Origin of the sequence: Pseudomonas graminis (genome assembly GCF_004364335.1) — a bacterium.
GTDB classification, from domain to species: domain Bacteria; phylum Pseudomonadota; class Gammaproteobacteria; order Pseudomonadales; family Pseudomonadaceae; genus Aquipseudomonas; species Aquipseudomonas graminis_D.
Genome location: NZ_SOCR01000004.1, coordinates 51444 through 73735, shown reverse-complemented (window position 1 = coordinate 73735; position 22292 = coordinate 51444). Strand labels below are relative to the sequence as shown.

The window sequence follows — 22292 nt, the reverse complement described above, 5'->3', positions numbered from 1 at the left end:
CGGGCGCCTTTCGGTCGAGTTTAAAGTGTCGAATCACAAATGTTGAGCTGATCGGTGTCAGCGATACTGCAGGAAGACGTTCTCTCGTCCGAACTGGTCACGCAGCGCCTGAATCAGGCTGTCTGCGGGATCGATTCGCCACGCTTCGCCAAACTGCAGCAGTGCCTTGGCTTCCTGCCCGGTGTAGTCGAGGGTGATAGGGCACGCGCCGCGGTGCTTTTTGCACAGCTCGCCCAGCCAGCGTAGCCGATCGCCCTTGAGCGCTTCGGCACGCACGTTCAGGCGCAGACTCTCCGCCAGCCCGGTGCGCGCTTCTTCCAGGCTCATCACCCGTTTGGCGCGCAACCGCAGACCACCGGAGAAGTCGTCGGTACTGACCTCCCCCTCTACCACTACCATCGCGTCGGTTTGCAGCAGCGACTGGGCGGCCTGGAACGAATCGGCAAACAGCGACGCTTCTATGCGCCCCGAACGGTCGTCCAGGGTGATGAAGCCCATCTTGTCGCCCTTTTTGTTCTTCATCACCCGCAGCGCGATGATCAGACCGGCAATGGTCTGGGTTTCCCGCGAGGGCTTGAGATCAACGATACGTTGGCGCGCGAAGCGGCGTATCTCGCCTTCGTATTCATCGATCGGGTGCCCGGTCAGGTACAGGCCCAGGGTTTCTTTTTCGCCACGCAGCCGCTCCTTGAGCGTGACCTCTTTGGCGCTGCGGTGATTCGCGTACACGTCGGCGTCGGCTTCGACGAACAGGCCGCCGAAGAGATCGGCATGGCCGCTGTCGTGACTGCGCGCGGTCTGCTCGGCGGCCTGAATGGCTTCTTCGAGCGCGGCCAGCAGAACCCCGCGGTTGCGGTCGATGTTGGCCTGGTACTGTTTCGGCTCGTCGTAGAAAAACGGCCCCAGACGGTCCAGCGCACCGCTGCGGATCAGGCCGTCGAGGGTGCGCTTGTTGACGCGCTTGAGGTCAATGCGGGCGCAGAAATCGAACAGGTCGGCGAACGGGCCCTCCTGCCGCGCTTCGGTGATGGCTTCCACCGGGCCTTCGCCGACGCCCTTGATCGCGCCGAGGCCATAGACGATACGGCCGTCGTCGTTCACGGTGAACTTGAATTCGGAATTGTTCACGTCCGGCGCATCAAGGCGCAGCTTCATGATCCGCACTTCTTCGATCAAGGTCACGACCTTGTCGGTGTTGTGCATGTCCGCTGAAAGCACCGCCGCCATGAACGGTGCCGGGTAGTGACGCTTGAGCCAGGCGGTCTGGTACGACACCAGCCCGTAGGCCGCCGAGTGCGACTTGTTGAAACCGTAACCGGCGAATTTCTCCACCAGGTCGAAAATGTTACCGGCCAGGTCCGGGTCGATGTTGTTGGTCTTGCAGCCCTCGATGAAGCCCCCGCGCTGCTTGGCCATTTCCTCGGGCTTCTTTTTACCCATTGCACGACGCAGCATGTCGGCCCCGCCGAGGGTGTAGCCGGCCATGACCTGGGCAATCTGCATCACCTGTTCCTGATACAGGATGATGCCGTAGGTCGGAGCGAGCACCGGCTTGAGGCCTTCGTACTGGTAATCGACGTGGGGGTACGACAGTTCCGCACGACCGTGCTTGCGGTTGATGAAGTCGTCGACCATGCCCGATTGCAACGGACCGGGACGGAACAGCGCCACCAGTGCGATCAAGTCCTCCAGGCAGTCGGGCTTGAGCTTTTTGATCAGCTCTTTCATGCCGCGGGATTCAAGCTGGAAGACGGCCGTGGTTTCGGCGCGCTGCAGCAGCTCGTAGGTCGGCATGTCATCCAGCGGGATGAACGCGATATCGAGAGGCTCTTCGTCGACCTTGGCGCGGTCGCGGTTAATCGTCTTCAGTGCCCAGTCAATAATGGTCAGGGTACGCAGACCCAGGAAGTCAAACTTCACCAGACCGGCTGCCTCGACGTCATCCTTGTCGAACTGGGTGACCAGACCGCCGCCCTCTTCATCGCAGTAAATCGCCGAGAAGTCAGTCAGCTTGGTGGGCGCGATGACCACACCACCGGCGTGCTTGCCGACGTTACGCACAACGCCCTCGAGCTTGCGCGCCATCTCCCAGATTTCTGCCGCTTCCTCATCCACCTTGAGGAAGTCGCGCAGGATCTCTTCCTGCTCGTAGGCTTTTTCCAGGGTCATGCCGACTTCGAAGGGGATCATCTTCGACAGACGATCGGCCAATCCGTAGGACTTGCCTTGCACCCGCGCCACGTCCCGGACCACCGCCTTCGCGGCCATGGAACCGAAGGTGATGATCTGACTGACCGCGTTGCGGCCGTATTTTTCGGCGACGTACTCGATGACCCGATCGCGACCGTCCATGCAGAAGTCGACGTCGAAGTCGGGCATGGAGACCCGCTCGGGGTTAAGGAAACGTTCGAACAGCAGGTCGTATTCCAGCGGGTCGAGGTCGGTGATTTTCTGCACGTAAGCCACCAGCGAGCCGGCACCCGAACCCCGGCCCGGACCCACCGGGACGCCGTTGCTCTTCGCCCACTGGATAAAGTCCATAACGATCAGGAAGTAACCGGGGAACCCCATCTGGATGATGATATCCAGCTCGAAATTCAGGCGGTCGACGTAGACCTGTCGCTTGGCCTCGTAGTCCGGCGTGGTCTCCTTCGGCCAGAGCACCGCGAGACGCTCTTCCAGCCCCTCGAAGGACACCTTGCGGAAATACTCGTCGATGGTCATGCCATCGGGGATCGGGAAGTTGGGCAAAAAGTGCGTGCCCAGCTTGACGTCGATGTTGCAGCGCTTGGCGATCTCGACGGTGTTGGCGAGGGCGTCCGGCAGATCGCTGAACAGCTCGGCCATCTCCTCCGCGCTCTTCAGGTACTGCTGATCGCTGTAGTTGTGCGAACGGCGCGGATCGTCCAGCGCCCGACCTTCGCCGATGCACACGCGAGTCTCGTGGGCTTCGAAATCTTCCTGCTTGATAAAGCGCACGTCGTTGCTGGCCACCAGCGGCACGCCATGGCGCTCGGCCAGGGCGACGGCGGCGTGCAGGTGTTCTTCGTCGTTGATACGGTTGGTGCGCTGGATTTCGATGTAGAAGCGGTCCGGAAAAACCGTCAGCCACTCCTTCAGCAGCTCATCGGCTTCGGCGGGGTTGCCACCGAGCAAGGCCATGCCGATCTCGCCCTCCTTCGCCGCAGACAGGGCAATCAGCCCTTCGCTGGCCTCGGCCACCCATTCGCGCTCGATCACCACCAGGCCATTGCGCTGGCCGTGCATGAAGCCACGGGAAATCAGTTCGGTGAGGTTCAGGTAGCCTTTCGGGTTCATAACCAGCAGGCTCAAACGGCTGAGCGGTGCATCGCGGTCGCGCCCGGCCAGCCAGATGTCGGCGCCGCAGATTGGCTTGATGCCCGCCCCCATCGCCGCTTTGTAGAACTTGACCAGCGAGCACATGTTGTTCTGGTCGGTCACCGCCACGGCCGGCATGTTCATGCCCGCGAGCGCCTTGACCAAGGGTTTTACACGGACCAGACCATCAACGAGGGAGTATTCGGTGTGCAGGCGTAGATGAACGAAAGAAGCCGGCATGGGTGATCCTATGGTGCACAAAAAACGAAGGCCGGATTGTACCGGCCATTCAGGAAAACATCAGCCTGCTATCAACTGAGTGGCAGCGACATGAAGCCGGTAGAGACCATCATGTCCCGCGCCGCCCAGGCTTGACGGACCGGACCGAAGGAACGCCGGTGAATGGGCGTAGGCCCCAGACGCGCCAGCGCTTCAAGGTGCACAGCCGTGGGATAACCTTTATGGCCGCCGATGCCATAGCCCGGGTAAAGCAGCTCCATGCGCGCCATTTCCCGGTCGCGACTGACCTTGGCCAGAATCGAGGCGGCGGCAATGGCCGGCACGTGGGCATCGCCCTGGATGACGGGCGCGCTGGGCACCGACAGCTGCGGGCAGCGGTTGCCATCGATCAGCGCCAGCTTGGGAGTGATGATCAAGCCTTCAACCGCACGCTTCATCGCCAGCATGGTGGCGTGGAGAATATTCAGCTCATCGATCTCTTCGACTTCAGCCCGCGCGATGTGCCAGCACAGCGCCTTCTCGCAGATCTCGTCGAACAGCCTTTCGCGCTTGGCTTCGGTGAGTTTCTTCGAATCATTCAGGCCCAGAATCGGGCGCTTGGGATCGAGAATGACCGCGGCGGTGACCACGGCACCACACAGTGGGCCGCGGCCGACTTCGTCGACACCGGCGACCAGATCCTCGACAAGATTGAAGTCCAGACCCATTTGCATTGATTGCCTGCTCATTGTGAAGGCGTTGCGCCAATCAGGTTCAACACCGCTTCGGCGGCCTGATTGGAGGCATCGCGACGCAAGGTTCGGTGAATCGCGTCGAAGCCGGCCGTCTGTGCGTCGCCGTTGTCCAGCAACGGCAACAGCGTCTGCGCCAGGGCCTCGGCGGTCGCCGCTTCCTGCAGAAGCTCCGGGACCAGCAAGCGCTGGGCCAGCAGGTTCGGCAGCGACACGTACGGGCTTTTCACCATCCGCTTGAGTATCCAGTAAGTCAGTGGCGCCAGACGATAGGCAACCACCATCGGTCGTTTGTACAACAGCGCTTCGAGGGTCGCGGTCCCGGAAGCGATCAGCACGGCATTGCAGGCGGCCAGCGCCAGGTGAGACTGGCCGTCGAGCAGGGTCAGCGGCAGTTCACGCCCTTGCAGCAGTTGCTCGATCTGTTCACGGCGCTGAGGGCTGGCACACGGCAGCACAAAACGGATGTCGGGACGCGCGGACAGCAGACGCTGCGCCGCATCGAAAAACAGGGCACCCAGTCGCCCGACTTCGCCACCGCGACTGCCCGGCATCAACGCAACCACCGGGCCTTCGCCAAAGCCAAGCTCAGCGCGCGCGGCCCGTTGATCCGCTTGCAGCGGGATGGTGTCGGCCAACGGATGCCCGACAAAGCGCACCGGCACGCCCTTCTCTTCATAGAAACGAGCCTCGAACGGCAGCAATGTCAGCATCAGGTCGCAGCCTTCGCGGATGTTCAGAACACGCTTCTGACGCCACGCCCACACGGAGGGGCTGACGTAATGAACGGTCTTGATCCCGGCCTGACGCAGCTTGAGCTCGATGTTGAGGGTGAAGTCGGGCGCATCGATGCCGATGAACACGTCCGGCTTTTCATCGATAAGGGTCTGAACCAGCAACTTGCGACGGGCGAGCAGCTCTTTCAGGCGGCCCAGCACTTCCACGAGGCCCATGACCGAAAGGCGCTCCATCGGAAAATACGACGTCATGCCCTGGGCTTCCATGAGCGGCCCGCCGACACCGATGAACTCGGCGTCTGGATGCCGCACCTTGATCGCACGCATCAGGCCGGAGCCGAGAATGTCACCGGAGGCCTCACCGGCCACCAGCGCAATACGCAGACGAGCCATGGTCAGCGGGTGATGCCGCGGGTCGAGGACTGGATGGACTTGAGGAACAGCTCGACTTCAGGAAACTGTGCAGCAGGTTCGCTCAGCTCGACGATCGCCTGTTCTACGGTCAGGCCCTGACGGTAGACGGTCTTGTAGGCGCGACGCAGCGCATGGATCGCGTCCTCGGAGAAGCCGCGACGGCGCATGCCTTCGAAGTTCATGCTGCGGGCTTCGGCCGGATTGCCAAATACGGTGACGAACGCAGGGACGTCCTTGCCAATGGCAGTGCCCATCCCGGAAAAGCTGTGCGCGCCGATGTGGCAGTACTGATGCACCAGGGTGAACCCGGACAGAATCGCCCAGTCATCCACGTGCACGTGGCCGGCCAAAGCGGTGTTGTTGACCAGAATGCAGTGATTGCCGATGACGCTGTCATGACCGATATGGGCGTAGGCCATGATCAGGTTGTGGTCACCGAGGGTGGTTTCCGCACGGTCCTGAATGGTGCCGCGGTGGATCGTCACGCCTTCGCGGATGACGTTGTGGTCACCGATCACCAGACGCGTCGCTTCACCTTTGTATTTCAGATCAGGCGTGTCCTCACCTACCGAAGAAAACTGGTAGATGTGGTTGTGTTTGCCGATTTTGGTCGGCCCGCGCAGGATCACATGCGGACCGATCACTGTACCCTCGCCGATTTCCACACCAGGTCCGACGATCGACCATGGGCCGACCTCCACATTGTCAGCCAGCACGGCCGTCGGATCGATGATTGCGCGAGAGTCAATCAAACTCATAGTTTGCGTTCCGCACAGATGATTTCAGCCGAGCACACCGGCTTGCCATCAACCGATGCCTGGCACTCGAACTTCCAGATCTGCCGCTTGCAGCTCAGGAACTTCGCTTCGAGGATCAGCTGATCACCCGGCAGCACCGGCTGGCGGAAGCGCAGTTTGTCGGAGCCGACGAAGTAATACAGGGTGCCATCGGCAGGCTTCACATCGAGCATCTTGAAGCCAAGGATGCCGGCAGCTTGAGCCATGGCCTCAATGATCAGCACGCCCGGCATGATCGGGTGCTGAGGAAAGTGACCGTTGAAGAAAGGCTCGTTGATGCTGACATTCTTGTAGGCACGAATGCTCTTGGTCTCGACATCCAGCTCCACCACACGGTCCACAAGCAGGAACGGGTAACGGTGCGGCAGATATTCGCGGATTTCGTTGATGTCCATCATTTCGAAAGGAAGCCTGTAGTAAAGAGTGGGAGGGCGCGACTAACGCGCGTCACTCCTCTAGCAAATCAAGGAGGCAGTTTATCGGCTGTGCACGCTTGATAAGAAAAAAGTATCAGCCATCAGATGAAGCTTTACCGCCTGAGGTCACTGCCTCGACAATCTTTTCCAGGTGCTGCAGGCGTCGCGCCATGTCATCGAGATGACGCATGCGTGCCGCGCTCTTGCGCCACTCCGCCGCCGGCTGCATCGCCGTCCCCGACGAATACGAGCCTGGCTCGGTGATCGACCGGGTGACCATGGTCATGCCGGTGACGAAAACCCCGTCGCAAATCTCGATGTGGCCCACCAGCCCGACACCGCCTGCGAGCATGCAATGCTTGCCGATCTTGGCGCTACCTGAAATGCCGACGCACGCTGCCATGGCTGTGTGATCACCGATCTGAACGTTGTGAGCGATCTGAATCTGGTTATCCAGCTTCACGCCATTGCCGATGCGGGTGTCATCCATGGCGCCGCGGTCGATGGCGGTGTTCACGCCAATCTCGACATCGTCACCGATGGTCACGCCGCCAATCTGCGCAATCTTCTGCCAGACGCCCTTCTCGTTGGCAAAACCAAAACCTTCGCCGCCCAGTACCGCACCGGACTGAATGACCACGCGTTGCCCGATACGGACGTCGTGATAGAGCGTGACGCGCGGGGCAAGCCAGCCGCCCTCGCCAATCACGCTGCGGGCACCGATGAAGCAATGCGCACCAATGGTCACGCCGGCCGCAATCCGTGCGCCGCTCTCGATGACCGCATAAGCGCCAACGCTGGCCGCCGGGTCGACGAACGCATCCTGCGCCACTATGGCCGTCGGGTGTACACCAACGGCAGCCTTGGGCTTGGGATCGAACAGATGGGAAATACGGGCGTAGGCCAGATACGGATCAGGCACCAGCAATGCGTCAGCGGCGTACTCTTCTGCATCCGCCGGCTTGAGCAGCACGGCAGCGGCCTGGGTGGTCGCGAGGAATTTTCGGTACTGAGGATTGGCCAGAAAGCTGACCTGATCAGGACCGGCTTCCTGCAAGGTTGCCAGTCCTGTGATTTGCTTGTCCGCCGGGCCACGCAAGGTGGCGCCGAGGAACTCGGCCAATTGGCCGAGTGTGATGATCGCGGTCATTAACTTACTTCAGCTGATTCATGCGCTCGATAACTTGGCGAGTGACGTCATATTGCGGCTTGACGTCAATCACGGCACCGCGCTCGAACACCAGGTCAAAGCCGCCTTTCTTGATGACTTCTTCTACCGCCTGGTCCAGCTTCGGCTTGAGTTGCTTGAGCATGTCGCGGTCAGCAACAGCCTTGGCTTCGTTCAGCTCTTTGGACTGAAACTGGAAGTCACGGGCCTTTTGCTTGAAGTCCAGCTCCAGACGCTCGCGCTCAGGCTGGGCCATTTTGTCGCCACCGGCGACCAGACGATCCTGAATACCTTTGGCACTGCTTTCCAGAGCCTTCAGTTTGGTCAACTGAGGACCGAATTTTTTCTCTGCATCCACTGCGTACCGCTTGGCTGCGTCGGATTCGAGCAGGGCCATCTGGTAGTTCAGTACTGCGATTTTCATGTCAGCAAATGCCGGGCCTGCGATCAGAACCGTTGCCAGCAATGCCAATTGGGTCAACTTACGCACGATGTAACTCCTACAGAATCCGTTGTCGTTAGCAGTGATCAGGCCCTTAGAAGGTCTGACCGAGAGAGAATTGGAAGACCTGGGTTTCGGTGCTGTCGTCCGGCTTCTTGACCGGCATCGCCAGGGCAAAACTCAACGGACCCAACGCAGTGACCCATGTCACGCCGACACCGACGGAGCTGGCCAGACCGGACAGATCGGGGCCGTTGCATTCGACTTTTTGGCCGTCGAGCGTGGTCTTCTGCGACCCGCAGTTGGTATTAAAGGTGTTACCCACGTCCCAGAAAACCGAGGTACGCAGCGAACGCTGATCCTTGATGAACGGCAGCGGGAACAGGATTTCTGCACCGCCGGTGATCAGGACGTTACCACCGAACGGCAGCGGATCTTGATCGGGATCTGAGGTGGTGCCACGCTTACCGTTACTCGGCGTACTGCGAGGGCCCAGGGTGCTGTCCTTGAAGCCACGCACCGAGTTAAAGCCACCGGCGTAGTAGTTCTCATAGAACGGCAGACCGGACGTTGAACCATAACCGTCACCGTAACCCAACTCCGAGTGCAAACGCAGGGTGTAGTTATTGGTGATCGGGTGGAACAGCTGACCGCGATAATCAAGCTTGTAGAACGACAGGTCGCTGCCTGGAATAGTGGTTTCCAGGGTCAGGCTCTGGGAGCTGCCACGGGTCGGCAGTGTGCCTTTATTCAGCGTCGACTCGGACCAGCCCACCGATGCCTTGAAGTTGGTGAAGCTGTCGCCTTCTTTGTCGATGAAATCGAAGATCTCATCAACGGTGTACTTACCGGTGCTGATTTCATCTTTCTGTACCGACAGGCCGAAGTTCAGGCGAGAGGTCTCGCTGATCGGGTAGCCCATGTTGATGCCGCCACCCAGACTGTCGACCGAGTAGCTCGCCACGTCGACGTCGAGGTCGCTGTAGTCGGTCTTGCGGTAGAACGCGCTGTAGCCAAGGCTCACGCCGTCCGGGGTGAAGTACGGATCGACATAGCTGAAGTTGTAACGGGTCTGGTATTCGCTTTTGGTCAGACCGATGGTGACCTTGTTACCCGTACCCAGGAAGTTGTTCTGGCTGATGGAGCCACCGAGGATCAGACCGGCGCTCTGCGCAAAGCCAACGCTGGCGGTGATCGAACCGGACGCCTGCTCTTCAACGGCGTAGTTCACGTCAACCTGATCGTCGGTGCCAGGCACCGCCGGGGTTTCGACGTTCACTTCCTTGAAGAAGCCCAGACGGTCAAGACGGGTCTTGGACTGGTCGATCAGGTAAGTGGATGCCCAGCCGCCTTCCATCTGGCGCATTTCGCGACGCAGCACTTCGTCCGCCGTCTTGGTGTTGCCACGGAAGTTAATGCGGTTGACATACGCGCGCTTGCCCGGATCGACGACAAACATGATGTCGACCGTGTGGTCTTCATCGTTCGGTGTCGGAACGCCGTTGACGTTGGCGAAGGTGTAACCCTCGTTACCCAGGCGGCGGGTGATCAGTTCGGACGTGGTGGTCATCACCTTGCGGGAGAACACCTGGCCCGGCTTGACCAGCAGCAGCGACTTGACCTGATCTTCAGGAACCTTGAGGTCACCGCTCAGCTTGACCGACTTGACGCTGTACTTCTCGCCTTCATGAATGTTGACGGTGATGTACACGCTTTTCTTGTCGGGCGTGATGGACACCTGGGTCGAGGCGATATCCATGTTGATATAGCCGCGGTCGAGGTAGTACGAACGCAGACGTTCCAGGTCGCCGGAGAGTTTCTCACGGGCGTACTTGTCATCGTTCTTGAAGAAAGAAAGCCAGTTGGTGGTTTTCAGCTCGAAGAGATCAACCAGATCGTCTTCAGGAAAAACCGAGTTACCCACCACGTTGATGTGCTGGATGGCGGCGACCGCGCCTTCGTTGATGTTGATCTTCAGACCCACACGGTTACGCGGCTGCGGCACGACTTCAGTGGCAACTTCTGCGGAATAGCGGCCCTGTGCAACGTACTGACGTTGCAGCTCGTTGCGCACGCCTTCCAGCGTGGCGCGCTGGAAGATTTCGCCTTCTGCCAGACCCGACTGCTTCAGACCTTTCATAAGGTCCTCAGTGGTGATCGCTTTGTTGCCTTCGATCTCGATACTCGAAACCGACGGACGCTCGACAACTGTGATGACCAGGACGTTACCGTCGCGGCCCAGCTGGATGTCCTGGAAAAATCCGGTTTTGAACAGCGCGCGAGTTGCGTCGACAAGACGCCCATCATCGGCCTGTTCACCCACGTTCAACGGCAGCGCGCCAAACACGCTGCCGGCGGAAACCCGCTGCAGACCGTTGACACGGATATCGGAGATAGTGAAGGACTCGGCGTGAACTTCGGCGATCATCAGTACGGCAAGAACCGCAGTTAGCAGCAGACGTTTCATGAAGTCCTTTCTTATTCCAACTGGCAATAAACAAACTGCCGCAAAATGCGGCAGATTCACAATTCGGCGTAGCTTTTACAGTCGTCCCAGATCGTTGACCAGTGCGAGCAACATCACTCCAACCACCAGACTGATACCGATCTGAACCCCCCAGCCCTGCACCTTCTCTGACAGTGGTCGACCACGCGCCCACTCGATCAGATAAAACAGCAAGTGCCCCCCATCCAGCACGGGTATGGGCAGCAAATTGAGAACGCCCAGGCTTATGCTCAGATAAGCGAGGAAATTCAGGAAGTCACCTACGCCTGACTGGGCCGAAGCGCCCGCCACTTTAGCAATGGTTATCGGTCCGCTCAAGTTTTTTACCGAGAGCTCGCCGAACAACATTTTCTTCAGCGAATCGAGGGTCAGCACGCTCATGGTCCAGGTACGCCGCGCGCCTTCTGCCACGGCGGCTACAGGGCCGTAGCTGACCTCGCGCAACATCTCCGGCGGCCAATCGACGCCTTTCACGCCGGCACCGAGATACCCGGTCGCCGCAGTGCCTTCACCATGTTTCACCAGATCGACGGGAACATCCAGCGGCGCGCCGTCACGCTCGACGCGCACTGAAATCCGGGTATCGGGGTGGACACGAACCCAGTCCACGACCTTCTGCCATTCGTCGACAGGCTCGTTATCAAGCGCCAGCAGGCGGTCACCGGTTTTCAATCCGGCGGCTTGAGCGGGCCCTTTAGGATCGAGTTCTGCCAGAACCGGTGGCAGGGCCGGACGCCACGGGCGAATACCCAGCGAGCGAATCGGGTCCGGCTCGGCTGCGCCCTTCAACCAGTCGCTGAGCACCAGCGAACGCGGCGTTTCCACGTCGGAACCTTGCTCACGGACCTTCAACGCGATGCTGCCGCTCTCACCCAGGCGCCGCACCAGTTGCAGGTTCACACCCGCCCATCCGGTAACGGCCTCACCATCAACCGAGACAATTTCCTGACCGGAACCCAGCCCGGCCTTTTCCGCAATACTACCCGGCTCGACACCGCCCACGACGGGCCGAACCTGCTGACTACCCAGCATGGCGAGTACCCAGAAAAATACAATTGCCAGCAAAAAGTTGGCAACCGGGCCGGCGATCACGATGGCGATGCGCTGATAAACCGACTTGCGGTTAAATGACTGATCAGCCAGCTCGGGGGGAACGTCGCCCTCCCGTTCGTCGAGCATTTTTACGTAGCCACCGAGCGGAATCGCCGCGACGACATATTCGGTGCCCTTGCGGTCACTCCAGCGCAGCAACGGCATGCCGAAGCCCACCGAGAAGCGCAGGACCTTGACGCCACAGCGACGCGCCACCCAGAAATGACCGAATTCGTGAAACGTCACCAGCACGCCCAGCGCAACCAGGGTGCCGACAATCATGTATAGCGCGCTCATCGCTGCTCTCCGGGTACCGATCTAGCGGTGCGTTGAAGCCCACATTGCCTGCGAATCATAGAAAACATTACTGCCGGGACCGACTGCCTAGCGGCCATTGCGATCCAGCCATTGCCCGGCCAGCGCGCGGGCACGTGCATCGATCTCGAACACCGTCTCCAGCTGGGACACGGCGACAACAGGTTCAAGGTTCAAAACCTCGTCGATCATACTCGCGATCTCCGGATAGCGAATGCGCTTGTCCAGAAACGCAGCCACCGCAACTTCATTGGCCGCGTTCAGCACGGCAGGCGCACTGTCGCCCGCCTCGGCAGCTTGCCGCGCCAGACGCAGGCATGGGAAGCGCACTTCGTCCGGTGCTTCGAAGTCCAGCCGCGCGATGCTGAACAGATCCAGCGGGGCGACACCTGAGTCGATGCGCTCGGGCCAGGCCAGTGCGTGGGCAATCGGGGTACGCATGTCGGGATTACCCAACTGCGCCAGCACCGAACCGTCGACGTAATCGACCATCGAATGGATCACGCTCTGAGGGTGAATCACCACCTCGATCCGCGCGGGCGTCGTGTCGAACAACCAGCATGCTTCGATCAGCTCAAGGCCTTTGTTCATCATGCTGGCGGAATCAACGGAAATCTTGCGACCCATGGACCAGTTGGGATGGGCACAGGCCTGATCCGGGGAGACATGTTCCAGCTCGGCCAGCGGCGTCTGCCGGAACGGGCCACCGGATGCGGTCAACAGAATACGTCTGACGCCGACCTTCCCGAGACCGCTTTCGTAGTCACGGGGCAGGCACTGGAAGATCGCATTGTGCTCACTGTCGAGCGGCAGCAGCACCGTGCCACTGCGGCGAACGGCCTGCATGAACAAGGCGCCGGACATGACCAGCGCTTCCTTGTTGGCCAGCAGAACTTTCTTGCCCGCCTCGACCGCGGCGAGGGTCGGGCGCAAACCGGCGGCACCGACGATGGCAGCCAGCACGGTATCCACCAGAGGGTGAGCAGACACTTCGCAGAGCCCGCCCTCCCCCACCAGCACGCGGGTATCGAGACCGGCTGCGCGCAGGTCGTCCTGCAACTGGCGGGCGGCGGCCGTCGTCGGCACCACGGCGAACTGGGGGGTGTGACGAACGCACAACGCCAACAGCTCGGCCAGACGCGTGTAACCCGTCAGGGCAAACACCTGGTAACGCGCGGGATGCCGCGCGATGACGTCCAGCGTGCTCAAACCCACCGAACCCGTTGCGCCAAGCACGGTAATGAGCTGAGGCGTACTCACATTACGCCCCAGTCCTGGGCAGCCCAGAGCAGCAAGGCGAATACCGGGATGGCGGCAGTCAAACTGTCGATACGATCCAGCACGCCGCCGTGACCCGGTAACAGATTGCTGCTGTCCTTGACCCCGGATTTGCGCTTGAACATGCTTTCGGTGAGATCACCAACGACCGAGATCAGCACGACAATGGCTGCACATACCAGAGCGAAGATGATTTCGCCCAGTGACCAGCCGCGGTAGACACCCACCGCCGCAGTGATCACCAGGCACGCCGCCAGACCACCATAAAGGCCTTCCCAGCTTTTGCCCGGGCTGACCTTCGGCGCCAGCTTGCGCTTGCCGAATGCCTTGCCAGAGAAGTAGGCGCCGATGTCGGCGCCCCACACCAGAATCATCACCGACAGGATCAGCCAGTTGCCCAGCGGCATTTGCTTGATCAGCACCAGCCCCTGCCATGCCGGCAGCAGTATCAGCAAACCGATCAGCAGTTTGCAGATGGCACTGGACCAATGCTCGCTGGACGCGGGATAAGTGAGCACCAGCCAGGTTGCCACCAGCCACCAGATCAGCGCCGCCACCAGCAACCATGGCGCGAGGTCGGGCAACAGGTACAAGAGAAACAGCAGCGCAGCGACCACCACGGCGTACAGAACGCGGGCCGATTGCGCTTCGAAGCCGGAAAGACGCGCCCATTCCCAGGCGCCGAGCACGACGACCGCGCCGATGAACAACGCGAAGCTGCCGCCTGCCAGGAGGAAGAAACCGCACAGGGCCAGCGGCGCGAGGATCAGCGCAGTGATGATTCGTTGTTTGAGCATTAAGCGCGGGCTCCAGCTTCTACCTGCTCGCTGGTTTTCCCGAAGCGGCGTTGGCGAGAAGCGAAATCGGCCAGCGCAGTGCGCATGGCATCGTGTTTGAAGTCCGGCCAGAACAGGTCGGAGAAATACAGCTCGGCATAGGCCAGCTGCCAGAGCAGGAAATTGCTGATGCGGTGCTCGCCGCCGGTGCGGATACACAGGTCGGGCAACGGCAGGTCGCCCGTGGCCAGGCACGTTTGCAGCAGCTCCGGGGTGATGTCCTCCGGACGCAGATGGCCCGCCTGAACTTCACGGGCCAGCCGCTGGGCAGCCTGCGCGATATCCCACTGACCGCCGTAGTTGGCGGCGATCTGCAGAACGAAGCGGCTGTTTTCAGCCGTGCGCTGCTCGGCTTCGCGGATGGCAGCCTGAAGCTCGGGGTGAAACCGCGAACGGTCGCCGATGATGCGCAGGCTGATGCCATTCTCGTTCAGGCGCTTGGTCTCGCGACGCAGCGCCGTGAAAAACAACTCCATCAGCGCGCCGACCTCTTCCGCCGGACGCTGCCAGTTTTCGCTGGAGAACGCGAACAGAGTCAGCACCTCGACCTTGGCCTCGGCGCAGACTTCAATCACCGCACGAACAGCGTCCACGCCGGCCTTATGGCCTGCTACACCCGGTAGCAGGCGCTTCTTGGCCCAGCGGTTGTTCCCATCCATGATGATCGCGACATGACGCGGCACCGATCCCGGCGCGGCCAGCTTTGTCTTATCCATGAAAGCTTCCCGGCCCTTATACGGCCATCAGGTCCGCTTCTTTGGACTTGGTCGCGGCGTCGATGTCCGCCTCAGCCTTGTCCGTCAGCTTCTGGATGTCGGCAGCGGCGCGGCGCTCTTCGTCTTCACTGATTTCCTTGTCCTTGACCAGCTTCTTCAGTTCACCCAACGCGTCACGGCGGATGTTACGCACGGCAACGCGGGCGTCTTCTGCGGCGCTGCGCGCCTGCTTGGTAAAGCCCTTGCGGGTCTCTTCCGTCAGGGCAGGCATGGAGATCAACAGCATCTCGCCCAGGTTGGTCGGGTTGAGGTTCAGGCCAGCACTCTGAATGGCCTTGTCGACCGCAGAAAGCATGTTGCGCTCGAACGCCACGACCTGCAGCGTACGGGAGTCCTTCACGGTCACGTTGGCGACGCCGCTCAACGGGGTGTCGGAACCGTAGTACGGCACCATCACGCTGCCGAGAATGCTCGGGTGCGCCTTGCCGGTACGGATCTGGCCGAATGCATGGGCCAGGGACTCAAGGGATTTTTTCATCCGCTCTTGAGCGTCTTTCTTGATTTCGTTGATCATTGTTCGCCTTCCTCGATCAAAGTACCTTCCGCGCCGCCATGCACAATGTTCAGCAGGGCGCCGGGCTTGTTCATATTGAAGACACGCAGTGGCATCTTGTGGTCACGACACAGACAGATGGCTGTCAGATCCATTACACCCAGCTTGCGATCCAGCACTTCGTCATAGGTCAGACGATCGAACTTCTCGGCATGCGGGTCCTTGAATGGATCGGCAGTGTACACACCATCGACCTTGGTTGCTTTCAGCACGACATCAGCGTCGATCTCGATCGCGCGCAGGCAAGCCGCCGAATCCGTAGTGAAGAACGGATTGCCGGTACCGGCCGCGAAGATCACGACTTCCTTGGCGTTGAGGTGACGCATGGCTTTGCGACGGTCGTAGTGATCGGTCACGCCCACCATGGAAATGGCTGACATTACGATGGCCGAGATATTGGCTCGCTCCAGCGCGTCACGCATGGCCAGCGCGTTCATCACGGTGGCCAGCATGCCCATGTGGTCACCCGTGACCCGATCCATGCCGGCCGCGCTCAGCGCTGCGCCGCGGAACAGGTTACCGCCACCGATGACCAGACCGACCTGAACGCCGATGCCGACCAGTTGACCGACTTCCAGCGCCATGCGATCAAGCACCTTGGGGTCGATGCCGAACTCTTCCGACCCCATCAGGGCCTCGCCGCTGAGCTTGAGTAGAATGCGTTTATAGCGAGCTTGATAGCCACTGCCCTGCTGAGCCATTGCGAATCTCTCCTGCGGCGTTTGAAAAAAATCGTTCGAGTTGCGGGCCGTTTCGGCCTGCGCTCACTCTAGGTCACTGCTTCAGGGAAATGCAGCCTGGTAGGCCCAACCCCCTGCAAAAACAAATTCAGTGCAGCAATGACAATTCCGCATACCGCTTTGACAAAGAGGCTGCGCGCGTTAGCGGGCAGCCTCTTCGGGGCGACAGTTGGAAACCGTCTTATTGCTTGCTTGCGGCTACTTGAGCAGCGACTTCTTCAGCGAAGTTGTCGACTGGCTTCTCGATGCCTTCGCCTACTTTGAAGTAGGTGAACGAAACGATTTCAGCGCCGGCTTTCTTGGCCAGCTCACCGACCTTAACTTCCGGGTTCTTGACGAACGCTTGCTCGACCAGGCTTGCTTCAGCCAGGAACTTGCTGATACGGCCGCCAACCATCTTCTCGGCGATTTCAGCAGGCTTGCCTTTCAGCTTGTCTTCGTTCAATTGCATGAAGACATTCTTCTCGCGCTCGATCGCTTCTGGCGAAACGTCCGAAGGCAGCAGGAACTCAGGGTTGGTAGCCGCTACGTGCATGGCGATGTCTTTCGCCAGCTCTGCATCGCCGCCCTTGAGAACGACAACCACGCCGATCTTGTTGCCGTGCAGGTACGAACCCAGCACGTCGCCTTCGATGCGCGCCAGACGACGGATGTTGACGTTCTCGCCAACCTTGCCGACCAGCACCAGACGATCAGCTTCCATCGCTTCAACCAGAGGCTCAACGGTGGTCAGCTTGTCAGCAAAAGCTTTCTCGACGCTCTTAGCAACGAATGCCTTGAAGTCGTCCTGCAGAGCCAGGAAGTCGGTCTGGGAGTTGACTTCGATCAGGACTGCGGCTTTGCCGTCGTCCTTGATGGAGATGGCGCCTTCAGCAGCAACGTTGCCTGCTTTTTTGGCTGCCTTGATTGCGCCCGAAGCACGCATATCGTCGATGGCTTTTTCGATGTCGCCGCCAGCCTTGGTCAAGGCCTTTTTGCAATCCATCATGCCTTCGCCGGTACGCTCGCGCAGTTCTTTGACCAACGCTGCAGTAATCTCTGCCATTTCAAAATCCTCTTGGATAGGTCTTCAACCATTCCACCCGCAATACGGGCGTTCAAATTCTTGAAAATCCATGGTGACTGCTGCACATGACAATAAGATCGATGGCAACGTCAGATGGTTTTCGAGGTGGCAAAAAGGGGGCCAAGCCCCCTTTTTGCGTACTGAGTCAACGCCAGGCGTTTGTTACTCAGCCTTCAACAGTTGCCGCTGGAACTTCTTCAGCGTAAACGTCGGTGCCGCCGCCATTGTTGTTGCGACCGCGGATCACAGCGTCAGCCATCGAACCCATGTACAACTGGATGGCGCGGATTGCGTCATCGTTGCCCGGGATGATGTAGTCAACGCCTTCAGGGCTGCTGTTGGTGTCGACAACGCCGATGACCGGGATACCCAGCTTGTTGGCTTCGGTGATCGCGATGCGCTCGTGATCAACGTCGATAACGAACAGAGCGTCTGGCAGACCGCCCATGTCCTTGATACCACCCAGGCTACGATCCAGCTTTTCCAGATCGCGAGTACGCATCAGCGCCTCTTTCTTGGTCAGCTTGGTGAAGGTGCCGTCTTCTGCCTGGATTTCAAGATCACGCAGACGCTTGATGGAAGCGCGGATGGTCTTGAAGTTGGTCAGCATGCCGCCCAACCAGCGGTGATCGACGTACGGCGAACCGCAACGTGCTGCTTCTTCAGCAACGATCTTGCCAGCGGAACGCTTGGTGCCGACGAACAGGATCTTGTTTTTGCCCTGAGCCAGGCGCTCAACGAAAGTCAGAGCTTCGTTGAACATAGGCAGGGTTTTTTCAAGGTTGATGATGTGGATCTTGTTGCGCGCGCCGAAAATGTATTTACCCATTTTCGGGTTCCAGTAACGGGTCTGGTGACCGAAGTGCACACCGGCCTTCAGCATATCGCGCATGTTGACTTGGGACATGATAGTTCCTTGATAAGTCGGGTTAGGCCTCCACGTATCCCAATGACCAACCAGCGGCTTGAGCCGAAGGCACCCAGGTCATCGTGTCGACACGTGTGTGGGTTAGAGCTTTCGGGGCAGACCCCGTAAAGCGGCGCATTTTATATCACAAAAAACTGAATAACGGAACTCGAAATAAGAGCCTGTTTTTCCGACGCTTTTGCCCCCCTCGTGCAGGTGGTCGGACGGCCTGCCCGCGCCGAGGGAGGACGCGATGATAACCCGCCTGACAACGGTCTGGTAGAATCGCGTTTTTCCGTATCAAGCCGTGGCTGCGCCGCGCCGAGAGAGCCTGTTTAATGACCGTGACACTGAAAACCCCCGAAGACATCGAGAAGATGCGAATTGCCGGCCGCCTGGCTGCCGATGTGCTGGAAATGATTGGCGCCCATGTAAAGCCGGGCGTGACCACCGAAGAACTGGACCGCATCTGCCACGACTACATCGTCAACGAGCAGAAGGCCATTCCGGCGCCACTGAACTACAAGGGTTTCCCGAAATCCATCTGCACCTCCATTAACCATGTGGTCTGCCACGGTATCCCGAACGAGAAGCCGCTCAAGAATGGCGACGTGCTGAATATCGACGTGACCGTCATCAAGGACGGCTACCACGGTGACACCAGCAAGATGTTTCACGTGGGCAAAGTGCCTGAGTGGGCCGAGCGCCTGTCCCGCGTCACCCAAGAGTGCCTCTATAAAGGCATCGAAGTGGTCAAGCCCGGCGCGCACCTGGGCGATATCGGCGAAGTGATCCAGAAGCACGCCGAGAAAAACGGCTTCTCGGTCGTCCGCGAATACTGCGGCCACGGCATTGGCAGGGTCTTCCACGAAGAGCCTCAAGTGCTGCACTACGGTCAGGCCGGCGACGGCATGGAGCTCAAAGAAGGCATGACCTTCACCATCGAGCCGATGATCAATCAGGGTAAGGCCGACACGCGCCTGCTCGGCGACGGCTGGACAGCCATCACCAAGGATCGCAAGCTGTCGGCACAGTGGGAGCACACCATTCTGGTGACCGCGACCGGCTACGAAATCTTCACCCTGCGCAGCGATGACACCATCGCCCGCACCTCGGCCTGATCGCGAAATCATTCGCCATTGTGGTCGGTACAGCCAGCACGATCGGTATAGATAGAAGGAAAGCAGTTCGATGCCGCAGGTGGACCCAGATTTGTTCGATCGCGGCCAGTTTCAGGCCGAGCTGGCACTGAAGGCCAGCCCCATACCCGCCTTCAAGAAAGCCATTCGTCAAGCGCGCGAAGTGCTGGACGGACGCTTCAAGTCGGGCCGGGAGATTCGCCGGCTGATCGAGGACCGTGCATGGTTCGTCGATAACATCCTGCAGCAGGCCTGGGATCAGTTCGACTGGAGCGAAGACGCCGACATCGCCTTGCTGGCGGTCGGCGGCTACGGTCGCGGCGAACTGCACCCCTACTCCGACATCGATCTGCTGATCCTGCTGGACAGCGCCGACCATGAAGTTTTCCGCGATTCCATCGAGCGTTTTCTGACGCTGCTGTGGGACATCGGCCTGGAAGTCGGTCAAAGCGTGCGCTCGGTGGACGAATGCGTCACCGAGGCCCGGGCCGATCTGACCGTCATCACGAATTTGATGGAGAGCCGCACAATTGCCGGTCCCGAGCGACTGCGTCAGCGCATGCTCGCCGTCACCAGCACCCGCGAAATGTGGCCGAGCAAGGAGTTCTTCCTGGCCAAACGCGCCGAGCAGAAGAACCGCCATCACAAATATTTCGACACCGAGTACAACCTCGAGCCCAACGTCAAAGGCTCGCCCGGCGGGCTGCGGGATATTCAGACCATTCTCTGGGTTGCCCGTCGCCAGTACGGCACGCTGAACCTGCACGCACTGGCCGACGAAGGTTTTCTGCTGGAGAGCGAAAACGCACTGCTGGCGTCCTCTCAGGAATTTCTCTGGAAGGTTCGCTACGCCCTGCACATGCTCGCCGGGCGTTCCGAAGACCGTCTGCTGTTCGATTACCAGACCAGCATTGCGCGCCTGCTGGGTTACGAAGACAGCGACGCCAAACTGGCCATCGAGCGCTTCATGCAGAAGTACTACCGGGAGGTCATGAGCATTGCGCAGCTCAGCGACCTGATCATCCAGCACTTCGAAGAAGTGATTCTCGCGGACGACGAAGGCACGGTCACCGAGACCATCAACTCGCGCTTCCAGCTGCATGACGGCTACATCGAAGCGACCCATCCGAACGTGTTCAAGCGTACGCCGTTCGCGATGATCGAGATCTTTGTGCTGATGGCGCAGCGCCCGGAGATAAAGGGCGTGCGGGCCGACACCATCCGGCTGCTGCGGGAACACCGGTATCTGATCAACGACGATTTCCGCAATGATATCCGCAACACCAGCCTGTTCATCGAGCTGTTCAAATGCGAGATCGGCATTCATCGCAATCTTCGGCGGATGAACCGTTATGGCATTCTCGGGCTGTACCTGCCGGAGTTCGGCCATATCGTCGGGCAGATGCAACACGACCTGTTCCACATCTATACGGTCGATGCCCACACGCTGAACCTGATCAAGCACCTGCGTAAGCTGCAATACACGCAGGTGTCAGAGAAATTCCCGCTGGCCAGCAAGCTCATGGCCAGACTGCCCAAGCCCGAGCTTATTTATCTGGCCGGCCTTTACCACGACATTGGCAAGGGCCGCGGCGGTGATCACTCGGAACTGGGCGCGATCGATGCCGAAGCGTTCGGCATTCGTCATCACCTGCCCCACTGGGACACCCAGCTGATTGTCTGGCTGGTCCAGAACCATCTGGTGATGTCGACCACCGCCCAGCGCAAGGACTTGTCCGACCCGCAGGTGATTCACGACTTCGCCCAGTTCGTCGGCGATGAAGTGCATCTGGACTATCTCTACGTGCTGACCATCGCCGACATCAACGCGACCAATCCGACGCTGTGGAACTCGTGGCGTGCCAGCCTGTTGCGCCAGCTGTACACCGAGACCAAGCGCGCGCTCAAGCGTGGGCTGGAGAACCCGGTCGACCGCGAAGAGCAGATCCGTCGCACGCAAACCGCTGCGCTGGACATTCTGGTGCGCAGCGGCACCGACCCCGATGACGTCGAGCAATTGTGGTCACAGCTGGGCGACGACTACTTTTTGCGTCACACCGCAGGCGACGTGGCCTGGCACAGCGACGCGATTTTGCAGCAGCCAGCCGATGGCGGCCCGTTGGTGCTGATCAAGGAAACCACCCAGCGGGAGTTCGAAGGCGGCACGCAGATCTTCATTTATGCGCCCGACCAGCACGACTTCTTCGCCGTGACCGTGGCGGCAATGGATCAGCTGAACCTGAACATTCACGACGCCCGGGTCATCACCTCTACCAGCCAGTTCACCCTCGACACTTACATCGTGCTCGACAGTGAAGGCGGCTCGATCGGCGACAATCCGGAGCGCATCAAGGCCATTCGCGAGGGCCTGACCGAGGCGCTGCGCAACCCCGACGATTACCCGACCATCATCAAGCGCCGGGTACCGCGTCAGCTCAAGCACTTTGCCTTTGCGCCCGTGGTGACGATTTCCAACGACGCACAGCGGCCGGTCACGGTGCTGGAGCTCAGCGCGCCGGATCGCCCCGGGCTGCTGGCGCGACTGGGCAAGATCTTCCTGGAGTTCGACCTGTCATTGCAGAACGCCAAGATCGCCACGCTGGGTGAGCGCGTGGAAGACGTGTTCTTCCTGACCGATGAAAACCACCAGCCGCTGTCCGATCCGCAACTGTGTCGACGCTTGCAGGATGAAATCGTTGAGCAGCTCAGCGTCAATCCCGAGCCCGGCAGCGAGTTGCGCATCAGTATCTGAACAGGCCAGGACGGCACGACTTAACGACTTGATACAACGGCGCCCTGC

The 22292-nt window shown here is 59.8% G+C and carries 18 protein-coding genes; 2 read left to right on the top strand and 16 right to left on the bottom strand.

The annotated features are described in order from the left end of the window. Positions 1–57 precede the first annotated feature (57 nt). The 16 genes from dnaE to rpsB all read right to left on the bottom strand — a co-directional run bounded on the left by dnaE (position 58) and on the right by rpsB (position 18353). A complete protein-coding gene (gene dnaE, locus EC919_RS07710; protein ID WP_133772743.1) occupies positions 58–3579 on the bottom strand; it encodes a DNA polymerase III subunit alpha in 3522 nt (1173 codons plus the stop codon). 71 nt (positions 3580–3650) lie between these two features. Further along, a complete protein-coding gene (rnhB, locus tag EC919_RS07705; protein ID WP_122622967.1) occupies positions 3651–4292 on the bottom strand; it encodes a ribonuclease HII in 642 nt (213 codons plus the stop codon). A gap of 11 nt (positions 4293–4303) precedes the next feature. Then, positions 4304–5440 (bottom strand): lipid-A-disaccharide synthase, encoded by a 1137-nt coding sequence (gene lpxB, locus EC919_RS07700; protein WP_133772741.1) that lies wholly within the window; start codon positions 5438–5440, stop codon positions 4304–4306. A gap of 2 nt (positions 5441–5442) precedes the next feature. Then, entirely contained in the window at positions 5443–6219 is a 777-nt protein-coding gene (gene lpxA / locus EC919_RS07695) for an acyl-ACP--UDP-N-acetylglucosamine O-acyltransferase (protein WP_133772739.1), read from the bottom strand. Continuing rightward, on the bottom strand, positions 6216–6656 hold the full coding sequence (gene fabZ, locus EC919_RS07690; RefSeq protein WP_037014232.1) for a 3-hydroxyacyl-ACP dehydratase FabZ: 441 nt from the start codon (positions 6654–6656) through the stop codon (positions 6216–6218). Before fabZ ends, lpxA begins: the two co-directional genes overlap by 4 nt. A gap of 112 nt (positions 6657–6768) precedes the next feature. Then, the gene (gene lpxD, locus EC919_RS07685; protein WP_133772736.1) at positions 6769–7824 is read right to left on the bottom strand and encodes a UDP-3-O-(3-hydroxymyristoyl)glucosamine N-acyltransferase; all 1056 of its coding nucleotides are present in this window, start codon (positions 7822–7824) and stop codon (positions 6769–6771) included. A 4-nt stretch (positions 7825–7828) separates the two neighbouring features. Beyond that, positions 7829–8332: an OmpH family outer membrane protein gene (locus tag EC919_RS07680; protein ID WP_037014235.1), complete on the bottom strand. Its 504-nt coding sequence runs from the start codon at positions 8330–8332 to the stop codon at positions 7829–7831. A gap of 46 nt (positions 8333–8378) precedes the next feature. Then, complete coding sequence (gene bamA / locus EC919_RS07675; protein ID WP_133772734.1) at positions 8379–10751, bottom strand: outer membrane protein assembly factor BamA; 2373 nt, start codon at positions 10749–10751, stop codon at positions 8379–8381. Positions 10752–10826: 75 nt separating this feature from the next. Beyond that, positions 10827–12179 (bottom strand): RIP metalloprotease RseP, encoded by a 1353-nt coding sequence (rseP, locus tag EC919_RS07670; protein WP_133772732.1) that lies wholly within the window; start codon positions 12177–12179, stop codon positions 10827–10829. Positions 12180–12266: 87 nt separating this feature from the next. After that, the gene (gene ispC, locus EC919_RS07665; RefSeq protein WP_133772730.1) at positions 12267–13457 is read right to left on the bottom strand and encodes a 1-deoxy-D-xylulose-5-phosphate reductoisomerase; all 1191 of its coding nucleotides are present in this window, start codon (positions 13455–13457) and stop codon (positions 12267–12269) included. Beyond that, complete coding sequence (locus EC919_RS07660) at positions 13454–14272, bottom strand: phosphatidate cytidylyltransferase (protein ID WP_133772728.1); 819 nt, start codon at positions 14270–14272, stop codon at positions 13454–13456. Before EC919_RS07660 ends, ispC begins: the two co-directional genes overlap by 4 nt. Next, a complete protein-coding gene (uppS, locus tag EC919_RS07655; RefSeq protein ID WP_133772726.1) occupies positions 14272–15027 on the bottom strand; it encodes a polyprenyl diphosphate synthase in 756 nt (251 codons plus the stop codon). The genes EC919_RS07660 and uppS overlap by 1 nt, the downstream gene beginning before the upstream one ends. Before the next feature lie 16 nt (positions 15028–15043). Continuing rightward, positions 15044–15601, bottom strand: a complete 558-nt coding sequence (gene frr, locus EC919_RS07650; protein ID WP_065989845.1) for a ribosome recycling factor — start codon at positions 15599–15601, stop codon at positions 15044–15046. Then, the gene (gene pyrH, locus EC919_RS07645) at positions 15598–16341 is read right to left on the bottom strand and encodes a UMP kinase (RefSeq protein WP_037014256.1); all 744 of its coding nucleotides are present in this window, start codon (positions 16339–16341) and stop codon (positions 15598–15600) included. Before pyrH ends, frr begins: the two co-directional genes overlap by 4 nt. Positions 16342–16561: 220 nt before the next feature. Beyond that, positions 16562–17425, bottom strand: coding sequence for a translation elongation factor Ts (tsf, locus tag EC919_RS07640; RefSeq protein ID WP_133772724.1), 864 nt, complete (start codon positions 17423–17425; stop codon positions 16562–16564). A 187-nt stretch (positions 17426–17612) separates the two neighbouring features. After that, the gene (gene rpsB, locus EC919_RS07635; RefSeq protein WP_133772722.1) at positions 17613–18353 is read right to left on the bottom strand and encodes a 30S ribosomal protein S2; all 741 of its coding nucleotides are present in this window, start codon (positions 18351–18353) and stop codon (positions 17613–17615) included. A gap of 338 nt (positions 18354–18691) precedes the next feature. Between rpsB and map the strand changes: the two genes are divergently transcribed. Both map and EC919_RS07625 read left to right on the top strand, forming a co-directional pair. After that, positions 18692–19474 carry a type I methionyl aminopeptidase gene (gene map / locus EC919_RS07630; RefSeq protein WP_133772720.1) on the top strand — a complete coding sequence of 261 codons (783 nt, stop codon included), beginning with the start codon at positions 18692–18694 and terminating at the stop codon, positions 19472–19474. Positions 19475–19544: 70 nt separating this feature from the next. Further along, entirely contained in the window at positions 19545–22244 is a 2700-nt protein-coding gene (locus EC919_RS07625; protein WP_133772718.1) for a [protein-PII] uridylyltransferase, read from the top strand. The last annotated feature ends 48 nt before the right edge of the window (positions 22245–22292 follow it).

Bases quoted from the DNA above. Each gene is read 5' to 3' on its own strand.
- dnaE (WP_133772743.1), bottom strand. From the start codon at position 3,579: ATGCCGGCTTCTTTCGTTCATCTACGCCTGCACACCGAATACTCCCTC.
- rnhB (WP_122622967.1), bottom strand. From the start codon at position 4,292: ATGCAAATGGGTCTGGACTTCAATCTTGTCGAGGATCTGGTCGCCGGT.
- lpxB (WP_133772741.1), bottom strand. From the start codon at position 5,440: ATGGCTCGTCTGCGTATTGCGCTGGTGGCCGGTGAGGCCTCCGGTGAC.
- lpxA (WP_133772739.1), bottom strand. From the start codon at position 6,219: ATGAGTTTGATTGACTCTCGCGCAATCATCGATCCGACGGCCGTGCTG.
- fabZ (WP_037014232.1), bottom strand. From the start codon at position 6,656: ATGATGGACATCAACGAAATCCGCGAATATCTGCCGCACCGTTACCCG.
- lpxD (WP_133772736.1), bottom strand. From the start codon at position 7,824: ATGACCGCGATCATCACACTCGGCCAATTGGCCGAGTTCCTCGGCGCC.
- bamA (WP_133772734.1), bottom strand. From the start codon at position 10,751: ATGAAACGTCTGCTGCTAACTGCGGTTCTTGCCGTACTGATGATCGCC.
- rseP (WP_133772732.1), bottom strand. From the start codon at position 12,179: ATGAGCGCGCTATACATGATTGTCGGCACCCTGGTTGCGCTGGGCGTG.
- EC919_RS07660 (WP_133772728.1), bottom strand. From the start codon at position 14,272: ATGCTCAAACAACGAATCATCACTGCGCTGATCCTCGCGCCGCTGGCC.
- uppS (WP_133772726.1), bottom strand. From the start codon at position 15,027: ATGGATAAGACAAAGCTGGCCGCGCCGGGATCGGTGCCGCGTCATGTC.
- frr (WP_065989845.1), bottom strand. From the start codon at position 15,601: ATGATCAACGAAATCAAGAAAGACGCTCAAGAGCGGATGAAAAAATCC.
- pyrH (WP_037014256.1), bottom strand. From the start codon at position 16,341: ATGGCTCAGCAGGGCAGTGGCTATCAAGCTCGCTATAAACGCATTCTA.
- tsf (WP_133772724.1), bottom strand. From the start codon at position 17,425: ATGGCAGAGATTACTGCAGCGTTGGTCAAAGAACTGCGCGAGCGTACC.
- rpsB (WP_133772722.1), bottom strand. From the start codon at position 18,353: ATGTCCCAAGTCAACATGCGCGATATGCTGAAGGCCGGTGTGCACTTC.
- map (WP_133772720.1), top strand. From the start codon at position 18,692: ATGACCGTGACACTGAAAACCCCCGAAGACATCGAGAAGATGCGAATT.
- EC919_RS07625 (WP_133772718.1), top strand. From the start codon at position 19,545: ATGCCGCAGGTGGACCCAGATTTGTTCGATCGCGGCCAGTTTCAGGCC.